Annotated in this window: 20 protein-coding genes; 12 read left to right on the top strand and 8 right to left on the bottom strand. The window is 72.0% G+C overall.

Annotation, left to right across the window (positions count from 1 at the left end; all coding sequences use genetic code 11):
- Window positions 1–11 precede the first annotated feature (11 nt).
- From uvrC to MET2598_RS0110700, 4 genes are all read left to right on the top strand, one after another.
- Window positions 12–2,018, top strand: coding sequence for an excinuclease ABC subunit UvrC (gene uvrC, locus MET2598_RS0110715; RefSeq protein ID WP_018260831.1), 2,007 nt, complete (start codon window positions 12–14; stop codon window positions 2,016–2,018).
- 159 nt (window positions 2,019–2,177) lie between these two features.
- Window positions 2,178–2,780 (top strand): CDP-diacylglycerol--glycerol-3-phosphate 3-phosphatidyltransferase, encoded by a 603-nt coding sequence (pgsA, locus tag MET2598_RS0110710; protein WP_026190647.1) that lies wholly within the window; start codon window positions 2,178–2,180, stop codon window positions 2,778–2,780.
- Complete coding sequence (gene moaD, locus MET2598_RS0110705; RefSeq protein WP_012332499.1) at window positions 2,777–3,028, top strand: molybdopterin converting factor subunit 1; 252 nt, start codon at window positions 2,777–2,779, stop codon at window positions 3,026–3,028. The genes pgsA and moaD overlap by 4 nt, the downstream gene beginning before the upstream one ends.
- A gap of 106 nt (window positions 3,029–3,134) precedes the next feature.
- Complete coding sequence (locus tag MET2598_RS0110700; RefSeq protein ID WP_018260830.1) at window positions 3,135–4,163, top strand: DUF3616 domain-containing protein; 1,029 nt, start codon at window positions 3,135–3,137, stop codon at window positions 4,161–4,163.
- Between the two features lie 134 nt (window positions 4,164–4,297).
- Here the strand turns inward: MET2598_RS0110700 and MET2598_RS0110695 are convergent, their stop codons facing one another.
- The 3 genes from MET2598_RS0110695 to MET2598_RS0110685 all read right to left on the bottom strand — a co-directional run bounded on the left by MET2598_RS0110695 (window position 4,298) and on the right by MET2598_RS0110685 (window position 7,572).
- The gene (locus MET2598_RS0110695; protein WP_018260829.1) at window positions 4,298–5,203 is read right to left on the bottom strand and encodes a metal ABC transporter substrate-binding protein; all 906 of its coding nucleotides are present in this window, start codon (window positions 5,201–5,203) and stop codon (window positions 4,298–4,300) included.
- Window positions 5,204–5,285: 82 nt separating this feature from the next.
- Complete coding sequence (locus tag MET2598_RS0110690; protein WP_018260828.1) at window positions 5,286–6,866, bottom strand: xanthine/uracil/vitamin C permease; 1,581 nt, start codon at window positions 6,864–6,866, stop codon at window positions 5,286–5,288.
- Between the two features lie 34 nt (window positions 6,867–6,900).
- A complete protein-coding gene (locus MET2598_RS0110685) occupies window positions 6,901–7,572 on the bottom strand; it encodes a cysteine hydrolase family protein (RefSeq protein ID WP_018260827.1) in 672 nt (223 codons plus the stop codon).
- Between the two features lie 329 nt (window positions 7,573–7,901).
- On the opposite strand from MET2598_RS0110685, the gene MET2598_RS0110680 reads away from it, so the two are divergent.
- The 3 genes from MET2598_RS0110680 (at window position 7,902) to MET2598_RS0110670 (ending at window position 10,205) form a co-directional block, all read left to right on the top strand.
- Complete coding sequence (locus MET2598_RS0110680; protein WP_018260826.1) at window positions 7,902–8,108, top strand: hypothetical protein; 207 nt, start codon at window positions 7,902–7,904, stop codon at window positions 8,106–8,108.
- Window positions 8,109–8,379: 271 nt separating this feature from the next.
- Window positions 8,380–9,147 carry a carbonic anhydrase gene (locus tag MET2598_RS0110675; protein ID WP_018260825.1) on the top strand — a complete coding sequence of 256 codons (768 nt, stop codon included), beginning with the start codon at window positions 8,380–8,382 and terminating at the stop codon, window positions 9,145–9,147.
- Between the two features lie 158 nt (window positions 9,148–9,305).
- On the top strand, window positions 9,306–10,205 hold the full coding sequence (locus tag MET2598_RS0110670; RefSeq protein WP_012332506.1) for a DMT family transporter: 900 nt from the start codon (window positions 9,306–9,308) through the stop codon (window positions 10,203–10,205).
- A 112-nt stretch (window positions 10,206–10,317) separates the two neighbouring features.
- Here MET2598_RS0110670 and MET2598_RS0110665 read toward each other — a convergent pair whose 3' ends face one another.
- Window positions 10,318–11,043 carry a fused DSP-PTPase phosphatase/NAD kinase-like protein gene (locus MET2598_RS0110665; protein ID WP_012332507.1) on the bottom strand — a complete coding sequence of 242 codons (726 nt, stop codon included), beginning with the start codon at window positions 11,041–11,043 and terminating at the stop codon, window positions 10,318–10,320.
- A gap of 230 nt (window positions 11,044–11,273) precedes the next feature.
- Between MET2598_RS0110665 and MET2598_RS0110660 the strand changes: the two genes are divergently transcribed.
- Together MET2598_RS0110660 and ppa are read left to right on the top strand one after the other, a co-directional pair.
- Window positions 11,274–11,780, top strand: a complete 507-nt coding sequence (locus MET2598_RS0110660) for a GNAT family N-acetyltransferase (RefSeq protein WP_018260824.1) — start codon at window positions 11,274–11,276, stop codon at window positions 11,778–11,780.
- Window positions 11,781–11,977: 197 nt separating this feature from the next.
- Window positions 11,978–12,514: an inorganic diphosphatase gene (ppa, locus tag MET2598_RS0110655; RefSeq protein WP_012332509.1), complete on the top strand. Its 537-nt coding sequence runs from the start codon at window positions 11,978–11,980 to the stop codon at window positions 12,512–12,514.
- A gap of 60 nt (window positions 12,515–12,574) precedes the next feature.
- On the opposite strand, the gene MET2598_RS0110650 is transcribed toward ppa, so the two are convergent.
- From MET2598_RS0110650 to MET2598_RS0110635, 4 genes are all read right to left on the bottom strand, one after another.
- Window positions 12,575–12,808: a hypothetical protein gene (locus MET2598_RS0110650; RefSeq protein WP_012332510.1), complete on the bottom strand. Its 234-nt coding sequence runs from the start codon at window positions 12,806–12,808 to the stop codon at window positions 12,575–12,577.
- A gap of 59 nt (window positions 12,809–12,867) precedes the next feature.
- Entirely contained in the window at window positions 12,868–13,416 is a 549-nt protein-coding gene (gene speG, locus MET2598_RS0110645; protein WP_012332511.1) for a spermidine N1-acetyltransferase, read from the bottom strand.
- Window positions 13,417–13,477: 61 nt separating this feature from the next.
- Window positions 13,478–14,791, bottom strand: a complete 1,314-nt coding sequence (locus tag MET2598_RS0110640; protein WP_018260823.1) for an MFS transporter — start codon at window positions 14,789–14,791, stop codon at window positions 13,478–13,480.
- Window positions 14,792–14,955: 164 nt separating this feature from the next.
- Window positions 14,956–16,338: a M20/M25/M40 family metallo-hydrolase gene (locus MET2598_RS0110635; RefSeq protein ID WP_018260822.1), complete on the bottom strand. Its 1,383-nt coding sequence runs from the start codon at window positions 16,336–16,338 to the stop codon at window positions 14,956–14,958.
- Between the two features lie 125 nt (window positions 16,339–16,463).
- On the opposite strand from MET2598_RS0110635, the gene MET2598_RS0110630 reads away from it, so the two are divergent.
- The 3 genes from MET2598_RS0110630 to MET2598_RS0110620 are packed head-to-tail and all read left to right on the top strand — an operon-like array spanning window position 16,464 to window position 20,298.
- Window positions 16,464–17,039 (top strand): (2Fe-2S)-binding protein, encoded by a 576-nt coding sequence (locus tag MET2598_RS0110630; protein WP_415926907.1) that lies wholly within the window; start codon window positions 16,464–16,466, stop codon window positions 17,037–17,039.
- On the top strand, window positions 17,036–18,049 hold the full coding sequence (locus MET2598_RS0110625) for an FAD binding domain-containing protein (protein ID WP_012332515.1): 1,014 nt from the start codon (window positions 17,036–17,038) through the stop codon (window positions 18,047–18,049). The genes MET2598_RS0110630 and MET2598_RS0110625 overlap by 4 nt, the downstream gene beginning before the upstream one ends.
- Window positions 18,050–18,060: 11 nt before the next feature.
- Complete coding sequence (locus tag MET2598_RS0110620) at window positions 18,061–20,298, top strand: xanthine dehydrogenase family protein molybdopterin-binding subunit (RefSeq protein ID WP_018260821.1); 2,238 nt, start codon at window positions 18,061–18,063, stop codon at window positions 20,296–20,298.
- Window positions 20,299–20,319 lie beyond the last annotated feature (21 nt).

Below are 20,319 nucleotides of genomic sequence, written 5' to 3'. Positions count from 1 at the left end.
AATCCTGGGCGATGACGCGCATCCCCGGGAACGACGTACCGCTCGACGCCCTCGACCTCGACGACGACGGCGAGGACGCCGCGGTCGATGCCCGCGACGACGCGCCGGAGATCGATTTCGACCCGCAGGCCGGGGCCGGCCTCGTGGAGGCCGGCACCGAGGTGATCCGCCGCTTCTGGTCGACCCTGCCGCCCTCCCCCGGCGTCTACCGCATGCTCGACGCCAAGGGCGACGTGCTCTACGTCGGCAAGGCCAAGAACCTGAAGAACCGCGTCGGCTCCTACGCCCGCGGCCAGGCCCATTCGAACCGCATCGCCCGGATGATCGCCGAGACGGCCTCGATGGAGTTCGTCACCACGGTCACCGAGACCGAGGCGCTGCTGCTCGAAGCCAACCTGATCAAGCAGCTCAAGCCCCGCTTCAACGTGCTGATGCGGGACGACAAGTCGCTGCCCTACATCCTGCTCACCGCCGACACCGAGGCGCCCCAGATCGTCAAGCACCGCGGCGCGCGCCGCCGGCCGGGCCACTATTTCGGCCCCTTCGCCTCGGTCTGGGCGGTCAACCGCACGGTGAACGCGCTGCAGCGGGCCTTCCTGCTGCGCTCCTGCTCGGACAGCTACTACGAGAACCGCAGCCGCCCCTGCCTGCTGTACCAGATCAAGCGGTGTTCGGGTCCCTGCACCGGGGAGATCGCGCCGGCCGACTACGCGCTGCTGGCCGACGAGGCGCGCGCCTTCCTGTCGGGGAAGTCGACCAGCGTGAAGGAGCGCCTCGCCGCCGACATGCAGGCCGCCGCCGAGGCCTGGGAATTCGAGAAGGCGGCGCGCTACCGCGACCGCATCGCCGCGCTCGCGGCCATCCAGGGCGTGCAGGGCGTCAACACCCAGGACATCGAGGAGGCCGACGTCTTCGCCCTCGACGAGCAGGCCGGGCAGTTCTGCATCGAGGTGTTCTTCTTCCGCAACTGGCAGAACTGGGGCAACCGCGCCTACTTTCCCAAGGCCGACCGCTCGATGTCGGCCTCGGAGGTGCTCGGCTCCTTCATCGGCCAGTTCTACGACGACAAGCCGGCGCCGCGCCTGATCCTGGTCTCGCACGAGATCGAGGACGCGGAACTGCTCGCCGCGGCGCTCTCGACGCGGATCGACGCCCGGGTCGAGATCCACCAGCCCAAGCGCGGCGAGCGCAAGAACCTGATCGACTACGCGGCCCGCAACGCCCGGGAGGCCCTGGCAAGGCGGCTCGCCGATACCGCCTCGCAGGGCAAGCTGCTGGCGGCGCTGGGCCAGGCTTTCGGCCTGCCGAGGCCGCCGCGGCGGGTCGAGGTCTACGACAATTCCCACATCATGGGCACGAACGCGGTCGGCGCCATGATCGTCGCCGGGCCGACCGGGTTCATGAAGACCCATTACCGGACCTTCACCATCAAGTCGCCGGACGTGAAGCCGGGCGACGATTTCGGCATGATGCGCGAGGTGCTGCACCGGCGCTTCGCCCGGCTGGTCAAGGAGGCGCCCCGGCAGGAGGGCGAGGCCGAGCCGGCGGATGCGGACGCCTTCCCGGCCTGGCCGGACCTCGTCCTGATCGACGGCGGCAAGGGCCAGCTCGAGGCCGCCCGCGCCGCCTTGGCGGAGGTCGGCGTCACGGGGGTGCCCCTCGTCGGCATCGCCAAGGGGCGGGACCGGGACGCGGGCCGCGAGACCTTCTTCGTGGAGGGTCAGCCGCCCTTCAAGCTGCCGCCCCGCGACCCGACGCTCTACTTCGTGCAACGCCTGCGCGACGAGGCGCACCGCTTCGCGATCGGGGCGCATCGGGCCAAGCGCAAGCGCGAGCTGGTGAAGAACCCGCTCGACGAGATCCCGGGGATCGGGCCGACGCGCAAGCGCGCCCTCCTGCACCATTTCGGCACCGTGAAGGCCATCGAGCGCGCGGCCCTGGAGGATCTCGCCAAGACGCCGGGCGTCAACGCCGCCACGGCCCGCGCCGTCTACGACTTCTTCCACGCGAATGCGTGAGACGAGGCCCGGACGGTCCTTTCGGGACGCCGCGTCAGGCGCCCGCGCGGCGCCCGGGCGAGGGCGATTTCCGCCCCGCGCGGCGATCGGTCGGAAATCGCGTGACCCCGCGCGAGTCGCGGTTGACGCGTCCCCGGCCCCGTGGTTTCACCGGCCGCGATGACCATGGTCGTACCTCGGCGCCGGTCGGTCGCCCTCAACCTCGCCAATCTGCTGACCTACGGCCGCGTGGCGGCGGTGCCGGTCGTGGCGGGCCTCCTGTTCTGGCCGCAGGAGCCGACGGCGCGCTTCGCGGCCCTGGCGGTGTTCATCGCCGCGGCCATCACCGACTACCTCGACGGCTACGTGGCGCGCACCTACGCGCAGAGCTCGGCCCTCGGGCGGATGCTCGATCCGATCGCCGACAAGCTCCTGGTCGCCGCCTGCCTGCTGATGCTCGCCGCGGACGGCTCGATCCCCGGCACCTCGCTTTGGGCCGCGATCGTCATCCTGTGCCGGGAGATCCTGGTCTCGGGCCTGCGCGAATACCTCGCCGAGCTGAAGGTCGGGGTGCCGGTGAGCCGCGTCGCCAAGTGGAAGACCGCCGCGCAGCTCGTCTCCCTCGGCTTCCTGATCGCCGGGCCGGCGGGCGAGCGGATCCTGCCCGGCACCGTCACGATCGGGCTGACCCTGCTGTGGATCTCGGCGGCGCTCACCCTCTACACGGGCTGGGACTATCTGCGGGCGGGCCTGCGCCACATGATGGAGGACGACGCCCGATGAAGCTCGTCTACTTCGCCTGGGTGCGCGAGCGGATCGGCCGGCCCGAGGAGAGCGTGGAGCCGCCCGGCTCGGTCGCGACCGTGGCGGACCTCGTGGCCTGGCTCAAGACGCGCGGCGAGGAATACGCCTACGCCTTCGAGAACGAGGGCGTGGTGCGGGCCGCGATCGACAGGGTGCATGCCCGGCCCGAGACGCCGCTCGCGGGGGCGCGGGAGATCGCCTTCTTCCCCCCCATGACCGGCGGCTGATCGGCGCTGCCGGAGCGGAATAGCAGTTGAACGAAATCGCGGCTGCGCGATCTTCACCCGGACCGGCCGGGCAACGAGGATGGCCGGGTTGACGGGGAGGACGATCATGGTGCGCCTGAGGACGCTCGTCTCTGCGTTCGTACTCTGCCTGCCGGCGACGGCGGGCTTCTCGCAGGTCCGGACGGGCCCGGTGCTCGTGCACTGGGGCATGTGCGAGGCGTCGGGGGCCGTGCCGGTGCCGGCCGGCAGCTTCGGCGACCGCTTCCTGGTGGTGAACGACGAGGACAACACCCTGCGCCTCTACAGGGCGGAGGAGACGGGCGCGCCCCTCGCCCTGGCCGGGGCCGACCTCGACCCGGTCTTCGCGCCCAAGCCCGGCGGCAAGGTGAAGAAGGCCGATCTCGAAGGGGCGGCCTGGCTCGGCGGCGACGTGGTGGTGATCGGCTCGCACAGCCGGGACAAGGACGGCGAGGCGGAGGAATCCCGCCGGCAGCTCCTCGCCGTCACGCTCACCGGCGCGCCGGACGCGCCGGTGCTCAAGCGGCGCGGCGCCTCGTTCCGGGGCTTGGCCAAGGCCCTCTCGGACCTCGACCCGCAGCTCGCGGCGCGCATCGCCCTCGACGCCGACAGCAAGCCCGACCTCGCACCGAAGCGGCGGGGCCTCGCGGTCGAGGGGCTCGCGCCCACGGCCGACGGGCAGGGCCTGCTGATCGGGCTGCGCAATCCCCTCAACGCCGACAACGACGCCCTCGTCGTGCCGCTGCAGAACCCCGCCGAGGTGCTGGCGAGCGGCGCCGCGCCCAAGCTTGGCAAGCCGATCGCCCTCGACCTGAAGGGCCGCGGCATCCGCGACATCGCCTACGCGCCCGGCGCCAAGACCTACTTCATCATCGCGGGCGGCGCCGGGAGCGGCGGCGAGGCCTTCGACCTCTACCGCTGGTCGGGCGAGCCGGGCGCCGCGCCCGCGCGGGTGCCGGGCGCCGCCCAGGCGCTCGCGGGCATTCCCGACTTCCAGCCCGAGGCGCTGCTGGTCGCGCCCGACGGCAGCCGGGTCCGGCTCCTCAGCGACGACGGCGCCTCCTGCCCGGACAAGGCGCCCAAGAGCTTCCGCAGCGTCCTGCTCGACCTGAAATAGAGCCTCGTCCGACGAAGCGGAATCCGGTTCGTCGAGGACGACGCGGCAAGATCAACGACCTGGATCAAACGCCCTGGATCAAACGATCTGGAGCAGCGCCCGATCGTCGCGTGATCGGGCGCTGCGCGAGCGGCTCAGCCCGGCATCAGGGCGGCGGAAAACTCGCGCAGATTGTGGCGCATCATGTCCAGGTAGGTCGGGGCCGGACCGTCCGGCTCCGACAGCGCGTCGGAGAAGACGCGCCCGCCGGCCTTGGCGCCGCTCTCGCGGGCGATCTGCTGCATCAGCCGCGGATCGGCGATGTTCTCCAGGAACACCGCCGGGATCTTCTCCCGCTTCACCTGCGCGATGATGCGCGCGACGTCCTTGGCGGTGGCCTCGCTGTCGCTCGACACGCCCTGGGGCGCGATGAAGTGCATGGCGTAGGCGCGGGCGAAGTAGCCGAAGGCATCGTGCGTGGTGATGACGCGGCGGCGCGCCTCCGGGATCGCGGCGATGCCGGCGCGGATCTCCGCCTCGAGCGCGTCGAGCTTGGCGAGGTAGGCGCGGGCCCGATCCTCGTAGGCCGCCTGGCCCTCCGGGTCGACGCGCACGAGCGCGTCGCGGATCGCCGCCACGTAGAGCTTGGCGTTGGCGACGTTCTGCCACGCGTGCGGGTCGATCGGGTGCGCCTCGTGCCCGCCATGCGCGGGCGCGTCCTCCCGGATCGGGTTGACCCCCGCCGAGGCGACCACCACCGGCGCCCAGGTGCCGGAGGCCTTGACCAGCCGCTCGATCCAGCCCTCGAAGCCGAGCCCGTTCACTACCACGAGTTGCGCATCCGCGAGCTTGCGCGCGTCGCTCGGGGAGGGCGAGAAGGTGTGGGCGTCGCCGTTCGGGCCGACCAGCACCGAGACCGCGACGCGCTCGCCCCCGACCTGATGCACGAGGTCGCCGAGGATCGAGAAGCTCGCGACGGCCTTGAGCGGATCGGCCAGGGCCGGCGCGGCGCCGGACAGCAGCGATGCCAGCGCGAGCGCCGCGATTCTCCACTTCACCATAGGGGTCCCCCGCTTCCTCGAGCGTGGGCAGCTTAGCGGATGCGGCGGAACATGCAACGTTATTACATGGCGATGCCGCTTCTCACTCGGCCGGGACCGCCTGGACGGCGGGCTGGGCCGCCTCGGCCGCCCGCGACGCCGCGAACAGGATCCCGGCGACCATGAGGTAGGCGGCGGCGAGCGCCGGCTTCACCGCGATCCCGACCGCCGGCCCGTGCATGAAGCCGAAGAAGGTCAGCACCGCGCCCGCCAGCGCGAAGCCAGCCGCCCGCCGGAAGTCGCGCTCGATGATGAAGACCGCGACGGCGCCGAGGATCAGCCCGCCCAGGATCGAGCCCTCGCCCAGCACTTCGAGGCCTCCGTAGAGCACCCCCGCCTGGGCGAGCGTGTCGAGCCCGACCGCCGCCGCGCTGGTGCCGGCGGCGCCGAGCGCCCCGTCGATCAGGGTCTTGCCCCAGGCGGCGAGGTGCGGCGCGAAGGCCAGCACGATGGCGGGCGCGTGGTCGTGCGGCGTCTCCTGGAAGGCCTGCGCCCCGATCAGCATGCCGATGTAGAGGAGGATCGGGGCGATCGCCACGACCGGCACGAGGCTCGACAGGAGCGAGATCAGGTTGAGCCAGGCGAGCACCAGGACCACGAGGCCGGTCACGAAGGAGTAGCCGATCCGCCCGCCCATCGCCTTCCAGCCCGGATGGCCGATATAGACGGCGTTGATGAAGGGGTTGCCCATCAGGCAGCCGATCAGGCTCACGAGCCCGTCCGCCGTCAGCACGCGCGTGGTCGGGTAGGCGTCGCCCGCGACCTCGGCGCTCTCGACGTTGTCCATCGCCTCGACGAGGTCGTAGATGCCGAAGGGGATCGCCGTCACCAGGATGACGCCGACGAACTGGAAGCCCCCGAAGACGTGGTCGACGGCCGGCAGGGGCACCGCGAAGCCGATCCCGGCGAGCGCGCCGACGAGGCCGCCGCCGCTGACGCCGCCGACGTCGAGGCCGAGGAGCTTGGCGCCCCAGGCGACCACCATGCCGAACAGGATGGCGACGAGCCCGGCCGGCAGGCGGCCCGGGTAGCGCACGCCGCCGAACCACGCGAGCAGGATGATCGCGAAGGCGACGATTCCGATCACCGGGGTCAGGATCAGCTCCAGGGCCGGCCGCATGGCGATGAAGGTGACGCAGACGCCCGCCAGCGTGCCGAGCAGCGCCGCCCGCGGGGTGATGCGCCGCACCAGGGGGGCGACGAAGCCGCCCAGCATCAGGATGAAGCTCTGGATGAACACCCAGGCCAGGCCCGCCTCCCAGCCCTTCACCGGGTCGCCCGTCTGCAGCTTGATCGGCAGCATGATCACGAAGACGACGATGAACATGTGCGGCACGCTGATCCCGGAGGGCAGCGCGCAGACATCCGCGCGGCCGGTCCGCGCCGCCAGCCGCCAAGCCAGCCACGCGTAGTAGGCCGTGGAGAGGCACAGCATCAGGCCGACCGCCGGGAGGATGCGCCCGAAGGTGATCGCGTCCGGCATGCCCAGCACGAAGCGCAGCAGCCCGGTCAGCACCAGCAGGTTGACCAGGATGTTGGTGCCGAAGCCGAACAGCGCGTTCCAGTCCCCCGGCACCCAGAGCGCCGGCCTGAAGCCCGGCGGGGCACTCGTCGCCATCGCCATCCGAAATGCTCCTCTCGCCTGCGCGGCGGCAGCCTCAGGCCGCCCTGATCGCCGCGATCGCCGCGGCGGTGTTCGAGACCCAGCCGAAGATCCCGCCCTGCGCCTTGATCATGGCGAGGCCGACCTCGTGGAAGTGCGGGACGTAGGAGCCGCAGGCATCCGCCAGCACGACGCAGCGGTAGCCGCGGTCGTTGCCCTCCCGCACCGTGGTGTGGACGCAGACCTCGGTGGTGACGCCGCAGACCAGCAGGGTCGCGATGCGCCGGGCGGCCAGGATCTCGCCGAGGGCGGTGGCGTAGAAGGCGCCCTTGCCGGGCTTGTCGATCACCACCTCGCCCGGCGCCGGCGCCAGTTCCGGGATGATGGCGTGGCCCGGCTCGCCGCGGATCAGGATGCGGCCCATCGGTCCGGGCGCGCCGATCCGGGCGCTGGGCGCGCCGCGCGCCACCTTGGCGGGGGGCGCGTCCGAGAGGTCGGGCGCGTGGCCCTCGCGGGTGTGGACGACGAGGAGGCCGGCCTCCCGCGCCGCCGCCAGCACCGCCCGGCAGGGGCCGATCGCGGCCCCGAGGAGCCCGACGTCGTTGCCCAGCGTCTCGCCGAAGCCGCCGGGCTCCAGGAAGTCCCGCTGCATGTCGATGATCACCAGGGCCGTGGTCGCCCGGTCGACGGCGAGCGGTGCAGGTTCGGCATCGAGCAGGACGGACACGCGGAGATCCTCGCGGAGGGGACGGGCCGCCGCCCGCACGGTGAGGGGAGGATGGCAGCACGCGAGATCGCATGCATGACGAAAGGTTGGGCCGGGCTGCCGATAGTGGCTGCAAGTGCACCGGATTTGATCTGCTCTGGATGTGAGCGGGCCGCCCGGGCGGGGCCCGCGACGTCGCGTCCCGGGCCCGCGGCCCCCGGCGCGGCGTCGGGCCGGGCTTGACGCCTTCGGAGGGGTCGCGTCTGATCCCGGTTCGGCCGCCGCTGGCCGATCAGGGCATGGAGATGGTGCCTCGCGCTTCCGCGGTCCGGCCGCGCCCGAGACGGTTCATGACGGCCGACGATGCGGCGTGCCGCGCCTGCATCGCGCAGATGCGCGCCGTGCCCGAGAGCCTGCCGCATGGCCGGCTGATGGTGGTCGCCTCGACGCCGGTGGTGGAAGCGTTCGGGGGCGGGATCGAGACCCGCTATCTCTGCCTGGATTGCGGCCACACGCTGATGCACTCGACCGGCCGCTTCGGCCAGGGCTGGCATTAGGGCCCCGCGACATCCGCAGGCGAGGACGCGCGCCGGACACCGCACCGCGGCAAGATCATTAGTCCGTCCGGCTTAGCCTGCCCCTGCGTCCGCCGGCTGGCGGCCGCAGATGCGAATCTGATATGCCCCGGTGAGCCTCGATGAATACCGGCCCCGCCACTCGCCCTCGATTGTCCGTCCCGGACGTGCACGGTCCGCGTGTTGTCGTCCCCGGAATCGTGATCGGTCGATGCGCCTGCGGGACGGCGGACCGAGGCCGTGAAGGGGGGCGATGATGATCGAGCGGCGGGCGTTACTGAGCGGTCTCGGCGGTATCCTGGGATGCGCGCTCTGCGGAGCGGGCAAGGGCTTCGCGTCGGAGGCGCTGCACTGGAGCTATTCGGGCCCGACCGGGCCGGAGCATTGGGGCGAGCTGGACCACGCGGCGCAGGTCTGCTCGATCGGCGGGCAGCAATCGCCGATCGACATCGTCGCCTCGACCCGCTCGGACCTGCCGGCCGTCGAGCTCGCCTGGAACCCCCTCGCCGGCAAGGTGGTCAATAACGGCCACACGATCCAGGTCGACGTCGCCTCGGGCGGCACGATGGCGGTCGGGCCGGCCCATTACGACCTGCTGCAATTCCACTTCCACGCGCCCAGCGAGCACCGGATCGACGGGCGCAGCTTCCCGATGGAGGTCCACTTCGTCCATCGGGACGCGCAGTCCGGCAGCCTCGGCGTGCTCGGCGTCTTCATGGTGGCGGGCCGGCCCAACCCGGCCTTCAAGGCGCTGATGGCCGCGCGGCCCGAGCAGCCGGGAAGCGCGGTCCCGGTCCCGCCCGGCACCGACATGACCGCCCTCCTCCCGGCCGGCCGGCGCTACTACGCCTACGAGGGCTCCCTGACCACGCCGCCCTGCAGCGAGACCGTGGATTGGCGCGTCTGCGTCGACCCGATCGAGGTCGACGCGGAGGACATCCGGCGCTTCACCGCGCTCTACCCGATGAATGCGCGCCCGGTGCAGGAGCGCCACCGCCGCTTCGTGCTGGTCTCCGGCTGAGGAGCGCCCCGCCCGGGCCATGCAGCCCGGGCGCGGCAGCGCCCCGCGGGCCCGCATTGCCGGCCCGCGGCGTTCGTAGTAGCGCCGCACTCGCATTCAGTGGGAGGCGCTACCATGGCGCGTGTCGCGCGCGGGGGCCGGGCCGTCGGCGGGCCGGCGTGAAACCCTTCCCGCCCCCGGTCGGCCTCGCTGCGCCGCGCCCCCGCACGGCCCTGGCGGGGATCGCCTGGGCGCTCCTAGCCGTCAGCATCTGGGGCGGCTGGTTCGTGGTGACGCGCCGCGCCGTCGGCAGCGGCGGCAGCCTCGCCCCGGCCGACCTGGTGGCGATCCGCTTCGGCTGCGGCGGGCTCATCCTGCTGCCGGTGGTGCTGCGCCTGCGCCGCCTGTCCCGGCGCGAGGCGGCCGACGCGGCCTGGCTCGTCCTCGGCCAGGGCGCGCCCTTCGCGCTGCTGATCTCGATCGGCCTGCGCTACGCGCCGGCCGGCCACGGCGCGGCCCTCACGCCGGGCACCATGCCGCTGATGGCCGCCGCCCTCGGCATCGCGCTGCTGGGCGACCGGCCCGGACGCGTCGCGCTCCTCGGGCTCGGCCTGATCCTGGCCGGAGCCCTGACCCTGGCGGGTGCCGCGACGACGGGCGACGAACTGCTGGGCGACGCCATGTTCCTGACCGCGGCCCTCCTCTGGGCGCTCGGCACGGTGCGGATGCGCCGCTCGGCCCTGCGTCCCGTCGAGGCCACCGCCCTGATCTGCGTCGTCTCGCTGGTCGGCTACCTGCCGCCCTACTTCGCGCTGGGGCTCTCCCGCCTGCGCGAGGCCGGGGCGGCCGAACTGGCCCTGCAGGTCGCCTATCAGGGCGTGCTGGTGAGCGTCGTCGGGCTCATCGCCTTCAACCGCTCGCTCGCCCTGATCGGCCGGCGCACCCCCGCCTTCACGGCGCTGGTGCCGGCGATCGCGACCCTGCTGGCGATCCCGGTCCTCGGCGAGGTCCCGAGCCTGCCGGCCGCCGCCGCCGTCGCGGCGATCGGCCTCGGGGTGCTGCTGACGACGCGCGGCTGAGGCGGGGTCATACCCAATCCGCTCGATCCCTTCGGGATGGCGGGTTCGGGCTTCGCTCAGGCGCCGCGCGGGCTCGTGATCCGGGATCCGCTGCGATCAACCGGATCCCGGATCACTCCCGCTTGAGCAGGCGGTCGACGAGCATGTCCGACCAGAAGCCGGCCCGGAACTCCCGCTGCAGGGCCTCCGGGTCGTAGACGGTCTCGACCCATTCGAGGAAGCTCAGCCCGCGCCTCTCGCCCTGCGCGAGGTAGCTCTCGAAGAAGGCGTCGAGGATGCCGGTCTTGGCGAAGCGGAAATGCCCGAAGCGCGGGGAGAGCTGGCGCGCCGCCTCGGCCACCGGCCGGCCCTCGTGCAGGATCAGGTAGAGCGCCGCCGCGAAGCCCGCCCGGTCCGCCCCGGACTTGCAGTGCAGCAGGGCCGGGTACTCGACGCTGGCGAAGAAGTCCCGGGCCCCGAGCAGCATCTCGCGGTTCGGTGCCTCCCGCGAGCGCACCACGAATTCCCGCAGCACCAGCCCCTCGCGCTCGCAGGCCTCGCGCTGGAGCTGCCAGGAGCCGTGCTCGCGCCCGCCGCGCAGGGACACGATGGTGCGCACGCCGTGGCGCTTGAACCAGGAGAAATCGTGCGGCGCCGGCTGCGCGGAGCGCCAGACCAGGCCGCGACCGACCCGGTGCCGGTTGAGATAGGCCAAGCGCAACACGCCGTGGTCGACGAGCAGCATGTTGACCCAGGCGCGCAGGCGGCTCCGGCGTCCGGCGATCGGCTTCTCCCAGCGGGCGATGCGGGCCATGCGCCGGGCGTAGCGGGTCTCGGGCGAGAGGAAGCGGTTGAACACGCGGTCTGGATCGTTGCGAGAGACGGTCGGGCCGGCGCGGAGCCGCGGCGAGTCCGCCCACCCGCCGGTGTCCTGACAAGCCTTGCCCTGTAGCAGCCGCGTGGCGGCTCCGCAACGACGCGACGCGATGCGAGCCGGCTCACAACCGTGGCATTGCACTTGCTCGGATTCCTCCCGCATCCTGGCGGCCACACCCGCCGCGCGGGCGCCGGGTCGGAGGAGGATTCACCGTGAGCACGCAGGTCGTCAGCATCCGCCGGGCGCGGCAGCACGATGCCGGGATGCTGTCGGAGGTCTTCGACGCCGCGTGGCGGGAGGCCTATCAGGGCATCATTCCGGGCGTCGCCCTCGACCGCATGCTGGCCCGCCGCGGGCCGGCCTGGTGGCGGGCCACGCTGGGCCGGGGCCGGCCCCTGGTGGTGCTGGAGGTCGGCGAGGCCGTCGTCGGCTACGTCTCCTACGGGCGCTGCCGCGACCGCTCCCTGAAGGCGGAGGGCGAGATCGACGAGATCTACCTCGCGCCCTCCTACCAGGGGCTCGGCTACGGCACGCGCCTGTTCCGGGCCGTGCGCAACGACATGCGCGACCGCGACGTGGCCCGCCTCGCCCTGTGGTCCCTGGCGGAGAACGGGCGGGCGCGCGCCTTCTACGAGCGCATGGGCGGGACGGTCGTGGCGGAGGCCGTCGACCGGATCGCGGGCGCGACCCTGGCCAAGGTCGCTTACCTCTTCGCGTGAGGCCCCGCGCGCGGGCGCATCGCCCGGCGCACCGTCGACGGTGCCGCACGATCAGCCGTCGAGAACTGGGCCAGAGGGCCGCCCGACCGCCGTCCGCCCAAGTCGAGACCAAGCTCAACGCGCTTGTCTTGACCGGCCCGGGTCTCTAAGCACCGAGCGACCCGGGGCACGGCGCCCCGCAGGGAAGGAGTGCGGTCATGCGTCTCGACGCCGTTTCCATCGGCAAGAGCCCGCCCGACGACGTGAACGTCGTCATCGAAGTGCCGGTCGGCGGCGAGCCGATCAAGTACGAGATGGACAAGGAGGCCGGGACGCTGGTCGTCGATCGCTTCCTGTACACGGCGATGCACTATCCGGGGAATTACGGCTTCATCCCGCACACCCTGTCGGGCGACGGCGACCCCTGCGACGTGCTGATCGCCAACACCCGCGCGATCGTCCCGGGCGCGATCATGAGTGTGCGCCCGGTCGGCGTGCTGGTGATGGAGGACAATGCCGGCGAGGACGAGAAGATCGTCGCGGTCCCCTCCCGCCACCTCACCAAGCGCTACGACCGGATCGAGAACTACACCGACCTGCCCGACATCACGCTGCACCAGATCCAGCACTTCTTCGAGCACTACAAGGATCTGGAGCCCGGGAAGTGGGTGAAGATCGTGCGCTGGGGCGACAAGGCCGAGGCGCACCGGCTGATCCTGGAGGGGATCGAGCGGGCCAAGACCGGCAAGGCCTAAGCACCGGCAAGGCCTAAGCACCGGCAAGGCCTAAGGAGCGGCAAGGCCTGAGCCGGGGCCTCAGCGGGCCCGCACCCCGCCCTCGTCCCACGCGCTCCAGGCGAAGACCTCGCGACCGGCGCCGTCCGTGACCCGGACGGTCTCCGCGATCGGGCCGAGGCGCTGAGGCACCCGGGCGCGGCGAAACAGCCGCAGCGCCCGCTCGCGGGCCGCCTCGAGCCCGGAGACGCGGATCGAGGCCCGCTGGACCAGGCCTTCCGGCCCCGTGACTTCGATGTGGAAGGTCTCGCGCAACGACGGGCTCCTCGGGGGCGCCCTCCATAAGGCACCCGGACCCGTCCCGCCAGGGCCGCTCAGGTCCTGAGCACCGGCTCCTGCACGTCGCCGCCGCCGCGCCGGGCCAGGTAGGCGGGCTGGAACAGGCACATCCGCACCGCGTCCCGGTAGCGCCCGTTCACGAAGAACTCGTCCTTCAGCACGCCCTCGATCGTGAAGCCGGCCCGCTCGTAGATCCCCACCGCCCGCCGGTTGTCCTTGTCCACGTGCAAGTAGAGCTTGTGGATGTTGAGGACGCTGAACGCGTAGTCGATGGCGATGCGGGTGGCCTGCGAGGCGTAGCCGCGGCCCTGGAAGGCCGGGTGGATGGCGATCTGGAACTCGCAGCGGCGGTGGAGATGGTTGATCTCCACGAGCTCGACCATGCCGGCCCGCTCCGCCTCGGGCGAGCCCACGATGAAGCGCCGCTCGGTCTGGTTGTGGATGTTGCGCTCGTAGAGCTGCGCGAGTTCGGCGAAGGATTCGTAGGCCTCCTCGAACCAGTAGCGCATGATGCTGTCGTTGTTGTTCAGCTGGTGGACGAAGAGCAGGTCCTCGCGCTCCAGCGGCCGCAATTTCACGGTCATGGGGATCCCGGCCGGCAGGCTGTCCTCGCGGTCGGGATCCTAATCGCGCGTCGCGGTTCCGTCACTCACCCGGGACCGGCCGGACCACGCCCGGGGCGGCGCTCGTCCCGGCCCGGCGGTAGATCAGGACCGTCGCGACCAGTCCGGCGAGGCCGCCGAACGCCATCCAGAGGCCCGGCGCCGCCTTGTCGCCGGTGACCTTGACGAGCCAGGTCGAGACGGCGGGCGTGAAGCCGCCGAACAGGGCGGTGGCCAGCGAGTAGGCGAGCGAGAAGCCGGCCGTGCGCACGCTCACCGGCACGATCTCGGTCAGCGCCACCACCATGGCGCCGTTGTAGCTGCCGTACAGGAAGGACAGCCACAGCAGCACGATCAGCATGTTGAGGAACGAGACGTGGCCGACGAGCCAGAGCAGCGCCGGGTAGGCGGTGAGCGCCGCGAGGCCCGAGAGGGCGATCAGCAGGGGCTTGCGGCCGACCCGGTCGCAGAGCGCGCCCATCACCGGCAGCCAGACGAAGTTCGAGACCGCGACGCAGAAGGTGACGACGAGGCTGTCGGTCGCCGAGAGCTTCAGCACGTCCTTGCCGAAGGTCGGGGTGTAGACCGTGATCGTGTAGAAGGAGATCGTCGTCATCGCGACGAGGAGCATGCCGAGCAGCACGATGCGCCAGTTCTGCCCGAGCGAGCGCGCGATCTCGCGGCCGCTCGGCCGGTGGCGCCGCTGCAGGAATTCCTGGGTCTCCTCCAGCGAGCGGCGGATGTAGAACAGGAACGGCACGATCAGGCAGCCGATGAAGAACGGCACCCGCCAGCCCCAATCCTGCATCTGCGGCGGCAGCAGCGCGAGGTTGAGGGCGTAGCCGATCAGCGCCGCCACCATGATGGCGACCTGCTGGCTCGCCGATTGCCACGCCACGTAGAAGCCCTTGCGGCCCGGCGTCGCCATCTCCGAGAGGTAGACCGAGACGCCGCCGAGTTCGACGCCCGCCGAGAAGCCCTGCAGCAGCCGCCCGATCAGGACCAGGAGGGGCGCCGCGAGGCCGATCGTCTCGTAGGCGGGCACGAAGGCGATCAGGATCGTGCCCATCGCCATGATGCCGAGCGTGACGATGAGGCCCCTCCTCCGCCCGACCCGGTCCACGTAGGCGCCCAGGAAGACGGCCCCGAGCGGGCGCATCAGGAAGCCGGCCCCGAAGGTCACGAAGGTCAGCAGCAGGGAGGCGACCTCGTTCCCGGCCGGGAAGAACGCCTTGGAGATGTAGCTGGCGTAGAACCCGAACAGGAAGAAGTCGAACATCTCCAGGAAGTTGCCGCTCGTGACGCGCAGCACCGTGGCGATCTTCGAGGCGGACGGATCGGGGGCTGGACCTGCCACCGGGGAACTCCCTCCCTGGGCGGGACGTGCGCCATCCGTATCGCCAAAGTTGCACGTCCGATAGGGACTTTTCATCCCGCGCCCGTCCGGGAATTCCGCCCGGCGCGGCCCGGCCGGGGACAGCCCCGGCGGCGGGCGCGAGGCCCGCCCCGCGCCGCCGCCGCTCAGCCGGCCAGGGCGGCCAGCACCCGGGCCCAGCTGCGAATGCCCTTGTGGAAGCTCTTCAGGTCGTACTTCTCGTTCGGCGAGTGCACGCGGTCGTCGTCGAGTCCGAAGCCGATCAGCAGCGTGTCGAGGCCGAGGCTGCGCTTGAAATCCCCGACGATCGGGATCGAGCCTCCCGAGCCGATCGTGGCCGGGGCGACGCCCCACTCGTCCTCCAGCGCCCGCCGGGCCGCCCCCAGGGCCGGCATGTCGAAGGGCAGCGCGATGGCGCGCGAGCCCTTGTGCGTCACGACCCGCGCCGTGCAATCCGCCGGCACCCGCGCCGCCACGAAGGCGCGGAAGCTCGCCGCCACCGCCTCGGGATCCTGGTCCTCGACGAGGCGGAACGAGATCTTGGCGCTCGCCTCCGCGGGGATCACCGTCTTGGTGCCCTCCCCGGTATAGCCGCCGACGATCCCGTTCGCGTCGCAGGTCGGGCGCGACTGCACCTGCTCGATCAGCATGCGGTCGCGCTCGCCCGCCGACGCCTTGAGCCCGATCGGCCCCAGGAAGTTCTCGGGGGTCAGGCCGAGGGCGCGCCAGCTCTCCAGCACCGCGGCCGGCGGCTCGCGCACCGCGTCGTAGAAGCCCGGCAGGGTGACGCGGCCCTCGGCGTCGTGCAGGTCGGCGACGATGCGCGACAGCACGTGGATCGGGTTCGCGGCGGCGCCCCCGAACAGGCCCGAATGCAGGTCGCGGTCGGCGCAGCGCACGAACACCTCGAAATAGGCGAGCCCGCGCAGCGAGGTGGTGATGGCCGGGGTGTTGCTGTCCCACATGCCGGTGTCGCAGACCAGGGCGAGGTCGGCCCTCAGCTCCGCGCGGTTCGCCTCCACCCATTCGGGCAGGAACTGCGAGCCGTTCTCCTCCGCCCCCTCGATCAGCAGCGTGACCCCGACCGGGAGCTCGCCCGCCACCGCCTTCCAGGCCCGGCAGGCCTCCACGAAGGTCATCACCTGCCCCTTGTCGTCGCAGGCGCCCCGCGCGCTGATCGCCCGGCGCCCGTCCGGCAGCGTCTTGAGCCGCGGCTCGAAGGGGGGCACTTCCCAGAGGTCGAGGGGATCGACCGGCTGCACGTCGTAATGGCCGTAGAACAGCACGTGCGGGGCGCCGGGCTTGGGGCAATGCGCCAGCACGACCGGATGCCCGCCGGTCTCGCGCAGCGAGGCGTCGAAGCCGATCGCCGCGAGGTCTCCCGTCAGCCACTCGGCCGCGCGCCGGCACTCCGCCGCGTAGGCCGGATCGGTCGAGATCGACGGGATCCGCAGGAAGGCGAAGAGCCGCTCCAGCGAGGTGTCGAGGTCGCGGTCGATGTCGGCGAGGATCGGGTCGAGAGCGGGCATGCGGCTCCTCCATCAGGGCCGCGAAGGGGTATCCCAGAGTCTTGCCGGCTTGAACCCCGTCCGGCGCGGGACGGGGGCCGCGGCGCCGCGGCTCCCCTGCGGAACGCGGTCAGCTTGGAATCGTTATGGCTGCGATCCGACGGAACCCGGCCCCGGGGCCGGCCACCAGGGAGTTCCGAGGCGTGAGCGAGAGCGGCACCAGCGCGGACGGCGAGCGGGTCGCCGTCACGCTGACGATCAACGGCGAGGAGCGCCAGCTCCGGGTCGCCCCCTGGACCAGCCTCCTCGACCTGCTGCGCGAGGAGCTCGATCTCACCGGCACCAAGAAGGGCTGCGACCACGGCCAGTGCGGCGCCTGCACCATCATCGTCGACGGGCGGCGGATCAATGCCTGCCTCGCCCTCGCGGTGATGAGGGACGGGGCGTCGGTCACGACGATCGAGGGCCTGTCGTCGGGCGCGCTGCACCCGCTCCAGGCGGCCTTCATCGCGCGCGACGCCTTCCAGTGCGGCTACTGCACGCCCGGCCAGATCATGTCGGCCCTGGCGCTGATCGAGGAGGGAAGGGCCCGCAGCCGCGAGGAGATCCGCGAATACATGAGCGGCAATCTCTGCCGCTGCGGCGCCTACACCAACATCGTGGACGCGATCGAGGACGTGCTCAACGCCCGCGCGGGCGCCGGGCAGGAGGCCGCGGAATGAACCGCTTCGCCTACATGCGCGCCGGCAGCGTGGCCGAGGCGGTGAGCGCCCTCGCCGCCGATCCGGCCGCCCGGATCATCGCCGGGGGCACCAACCTCGTCGACCTGATGAAGTACAATGTCGAGCGGCCCGACCGGCTGATCGACATCACCCGCCTGCCCCTGGCGGAGATCGAGCCGCTCCAGGGGGGCCTGCGCATCGGCGCCCTGGTCCCGAACAGCGCGGTCGCGGAGGATCCGCGCGTCGCGGAGCGCTACCCGCTGCTGGCGAGCGCCATCCTGGCCGGGGCGTCGCCGCAGCTGCGCAACGCCGCCTCGACCGGCGGGAACCTGCTGCAGCGGACGCGCTGCTACTACTTCTACGACGAGGGCACGCCCTGCAATAAGAGGGTGCCCGGCAGCGGCTGCCCGGCGATCAGCGGCGTCAACCGCATCCACGCCATTCTGGGCACCTCCGACCAGTGCATCGCCACGCACCCCTCCGACATGTGCGTGGCGCTGGCCGCCCTCGACGCCGTGGTGCAGGTGGAGGGACGCGGGGGCCGCCGCGCGATCCCCTTCGGCGACCTCCACCGGCTGCCCGGCGACGCGCCCGAGCGCGACACCACCCTCGCGGCCGACGAGATCGTGCTCTCGGTCGACCTGCCGGCCGAGAGCTTCCCGCACCACTATACGTACCTGAAGCTGCGCGACCGCCTCTCCTACGCCTTCGCCCTGGTCTCGGTGGCGGCGGCGCTGGAGCTGGAGGGCGACACGATCCGCTCCGCGCGCCTCGCGCTCGGCGGCGTGGCGCACAAGCCCTGGCGCAACCGGGAGGCGGAGGCGGGCCTGGCGGGCCGGCCCGCGACGCCGGAGAGCTTCCGGGCCGCCGCCGACCTGATCCTCGCCGAGGCGAGGCCCTACAAGCACAACGCGTTCAAGATCGAACTCGCGCGGCGCGCGATCGTGCGCGGCCTCGCGCAGGCCGCCGCCGGCACGCCGCAATCGCAGACCGACAAGCGCATCCGCTGAGGTTCCGCCGCATGGCCACCACCCCCCTCCACGTCGGCGCGGCCCGCAGCCGGGTCGACGGTCCCGCCAAGGTGACGGGCGCGGCCCGCTACGCCGCCGAGTTCAAGGCGGCGGACCTCGCCTACGGGGTGGTGGTGTCGAGCGCGATCACCCGCGGGCGCGTCACCGCCATCGACGCCGCCGCCGCCCTCGCGGTCCCGGGCGTGATCCAGGTCTTCACCCACGAGAACCGGCCGCGCACCGCCTGGCTCGACTACAATTACCGCGATCAGGTCGCCCCGCCCGGCTCGCCCTTCCGGGCCCTGCACGGGCCCGAAATCGTGTTCGGCGGGCAGCCGGTCGCCCTGGTGGTGGCGGAGAGCTTCGAACTCGCCCGCTACGGCGCGTCGCTGATCCGGGTCACCTACGCCGAGGAGGTCCCCCACACCGACCTCGCCGCGGTTCGCGACGCCGCCTACGTCCCGCCCAGGAAGCGCTCCGGCATCAAGCCGCCGCCCGACCCGCGCGGCGATGCCGAGGGCGCCCTCGCGGCCGCCCCGGTCCAGCTGCGCCAGGAGTACAGGCAGGCGATCGAGCACCACAACCCGATGGAGCCCCACGCCACCACAATCGTCTACGAGGGCGACGGCAAGCTCACCATCCACGACAAGATCCAGGGCGTGAACAACACGCAATCCTACGTCTGCAGCGTGTTCAATCTCAAGCCAGACGATGTGCGCGTGATCTCGCCCTATATCGGCGGCGCCTTCGGCTCCGGCCTGCGCCCGCAATACCAGCTGTTCCTGGCGGTCTCGGCCGCTCTCAACCTGAAGCGCTCGGTGCGGGTGGTTCTGAGCCGCGACCAGATGTTCACCCTCGGCTATCGCCCCGAGACGATCCAGAGCGTCGCCCTCGGGGCCGATCGGGACGGGCGGCTGCAGGCGCTGCTGCACGAGGCGGTCGCCGGCACCTCGACCTTCGAGGATTACCAGGAATCGGTCGTCAACTGGTCCGGTCTCCTCTACCATTGCCCCAACGTCAAACTCGGCTACAAGCTCGCCAAGATCGACACCGCGACGCCGGCCGACATGCGGGCGCCGGGCGCGGCGACCGGCGTCTACGCGCTGGAAGTCGCGATGGACGAACTCGCCGACGCGACCGGGATCGACCCGCTGGACCTGCGGCTGCGCAACTACGCCGAGCGCGACGAGGGCGAGAACAAGGACTTCACCTCGAAGGCCCTGCGGGAGGCCTACGCGCAGGGCGCCGAGCGCTTCGGCTGGAGCCGCCGCGGCCGTGCGCCGCGCTCGATGCGCGAGGGCCGCGAGCTGGTCGGCTGGGGCCTCGCGACCGGGGTCTGGGAAGCCTACCTGATGAAGTCGAGCGCCCGCGCCCGGCTCGCCCTCGACGGCACGCTCGAACTCGCCTGCTCCACGGCCGATCTCGGCACCGGGACCTACACGATCCTGAGCCAGATCGGCGCCGACGCCCTCGGGGTCCCGCTCGACAAGGTCCGCACCCTGCTGGGCGACACGACCTTGCCCGAGGCACCCCTCGCCGGGGGCTCCTGGACGGCGGCCTCGTCGGGCTCCGCGGTGGAGATGGCCTGCCGCGCGGTGGCCGAGCAGCTCCTCGGCTTCGCCCGCCGGATCGACGACTCGCCCCTCGCCAACGCCGACCTCGCCCACGTCACCTTCGCGGACGGCGCGATCCGCCTGGCCTCGGACCCCTCCGCCAGGATCTCGCTCGCCGAAGCGATGCGGGCGGGCGGCGTCGAGAGCGTCGAGGCGACCGAGACCGTGAAGCCGAGCCTCCTCACCGGGCTGCGCTACGCCGCCTACACGCATTCGGCGGTGTTCGCGGAGGTGCGGGTCGACGAGGATCTCGGCGTGGTCCGGGTGACCCGGGTGGTGAGCGCCGTCGCGGCGGGCAGGATCCTGAACCCGAAGACCGCCCGGAGCCAGATCATGGGCGGTGTGGTGATGGGAATCGGCGCGGCCCTGGAGGAGGAGTCGATGCTCGACCACACCCTCGGGCGGTTCATGAACCACAATCTCGGCGAGTACCACGTGCCGGTGAACGCCGACATCCACGACGTCGAGGTGATCTTCGTGGAGGAATCCGACGACAAGGTGAGCCCGATCGGCGCCAAGGGCCTGGGCGAGATCGGCATCGTCGGCACGGCCGCCGCGGTGGCGAACGCCGTCTTCCACGCCACCGGCAAGCGCATCCGCGAACTGCCGATCACCCTCGACAAGATCATCGCCTGAGCGGGAGCGGTCCCGGCCTCG

Origin of the sequence: Methylobacterium sp. WSM2598, from assembly GCF_000379105.1 — a bacterium.
GTDB lineage: Bacteria > Pseudomonadota > Alphaproteobacteria > Rhizobiales > Beijerinckiaceae > Methylobacterium.
This window is presented reverse-complemented; position numbering and strand designations above follow the sequence as displayed.

Coding starts and splice junctions, on each gene's coding strand:
- MET2598_RS0110625 (WP_012332515.1), top strand. CDS start 17,036: ATGAACCGCTTCGCCTACATGCGCGCCGGCAGCGTGGCCGAGGCGGTG.
- speG (WP_012332511.1), bottom strand. CDS start 13,416: ATGACCGTGAAATTGCGGCCGCTGGAGCGCGAGGACCTGCTCTTCGTC.
- pgsA (WP_026190647.1), top strand. CDS start 2,178: ATGACCATGGTCGTACCTCGGCGCCGGTCGGTCGCCCTCAACCTCGCC.
- MET2598_RS0110695 (WP_018260829.1), bottom strand. CDS start 5,203: ATGGTGAAGTGGAGAATCGCGGCGCTCGCGCTGGCATCGCTGCTGTCC.
- MET2598_RS0110690 (WP_018260828.1), bottom strand. CDS start 6,866: ATGGCGATGGCGACGAGTGCCCCGCCGGGCTTCAGGCCGGCGCTCTGG.
- MET2598_RS0110675 (WP_018260825.1), top strand. CDS start 8,380: ATGATGATCGAGCGGCGGGCGTTACTGAGCGGTCTCGGCGGTATCCTG.
- uvrC (WP_018260831.1), top strand. CDS start 12: ATGACGCGCATCCCCGGGAACGACGTACCGCTCGACGCCCTCGACCTC.
- MET2598_RS0110635 (WP_018260822.1), bottom strand. CDS start 16,338: ATGCCCGCTCTCGACCCGATCCTCGCCGACATCGACCGCGACCTCGAC.
- MET2598_RS0110620 (WP_018260821.1), top strand. CDS start 18,061: ATGGCCACCACCCCCCTCCACGTCGGCGCGGCCCGCAGCCGGGTCGAC.
- moaD (WP_012332499.1), top strand. CDS start 2,777: ATGAAGCTCGTCTACTTCGCCTGGGTGCGCGAGCGGATCGGCCGGCCC.
- ppa (WP_012332509.1), top strand. CDS start 11,978: ATGCGTCTCGACGCCGTTTCCATCGGCAAGAGCCCGCCCGACGACGTG.
- MET2598_RS0110630 (WP_415926907.1), top strand. CDS start 16,464: ATGGCTGCGATCCGACGGAACCCGGCCCCGGGGCCGGCCACCAGGGAG.
- MET2598_RS0110680 (WP_018260826.1), top strand. CDS start 7,902: ATGACGGCCGACGATGCGGCGTGCCGCGCCTGCATCGCGCAGATGCGC.
- MET2598_RS0110700 (WP_018260830.1), top strand. CDS start 3,135: ATGGTGCGCCTGAGGACGCTCGTCTCTGCGTTCGTACTCTGCCTGCCG.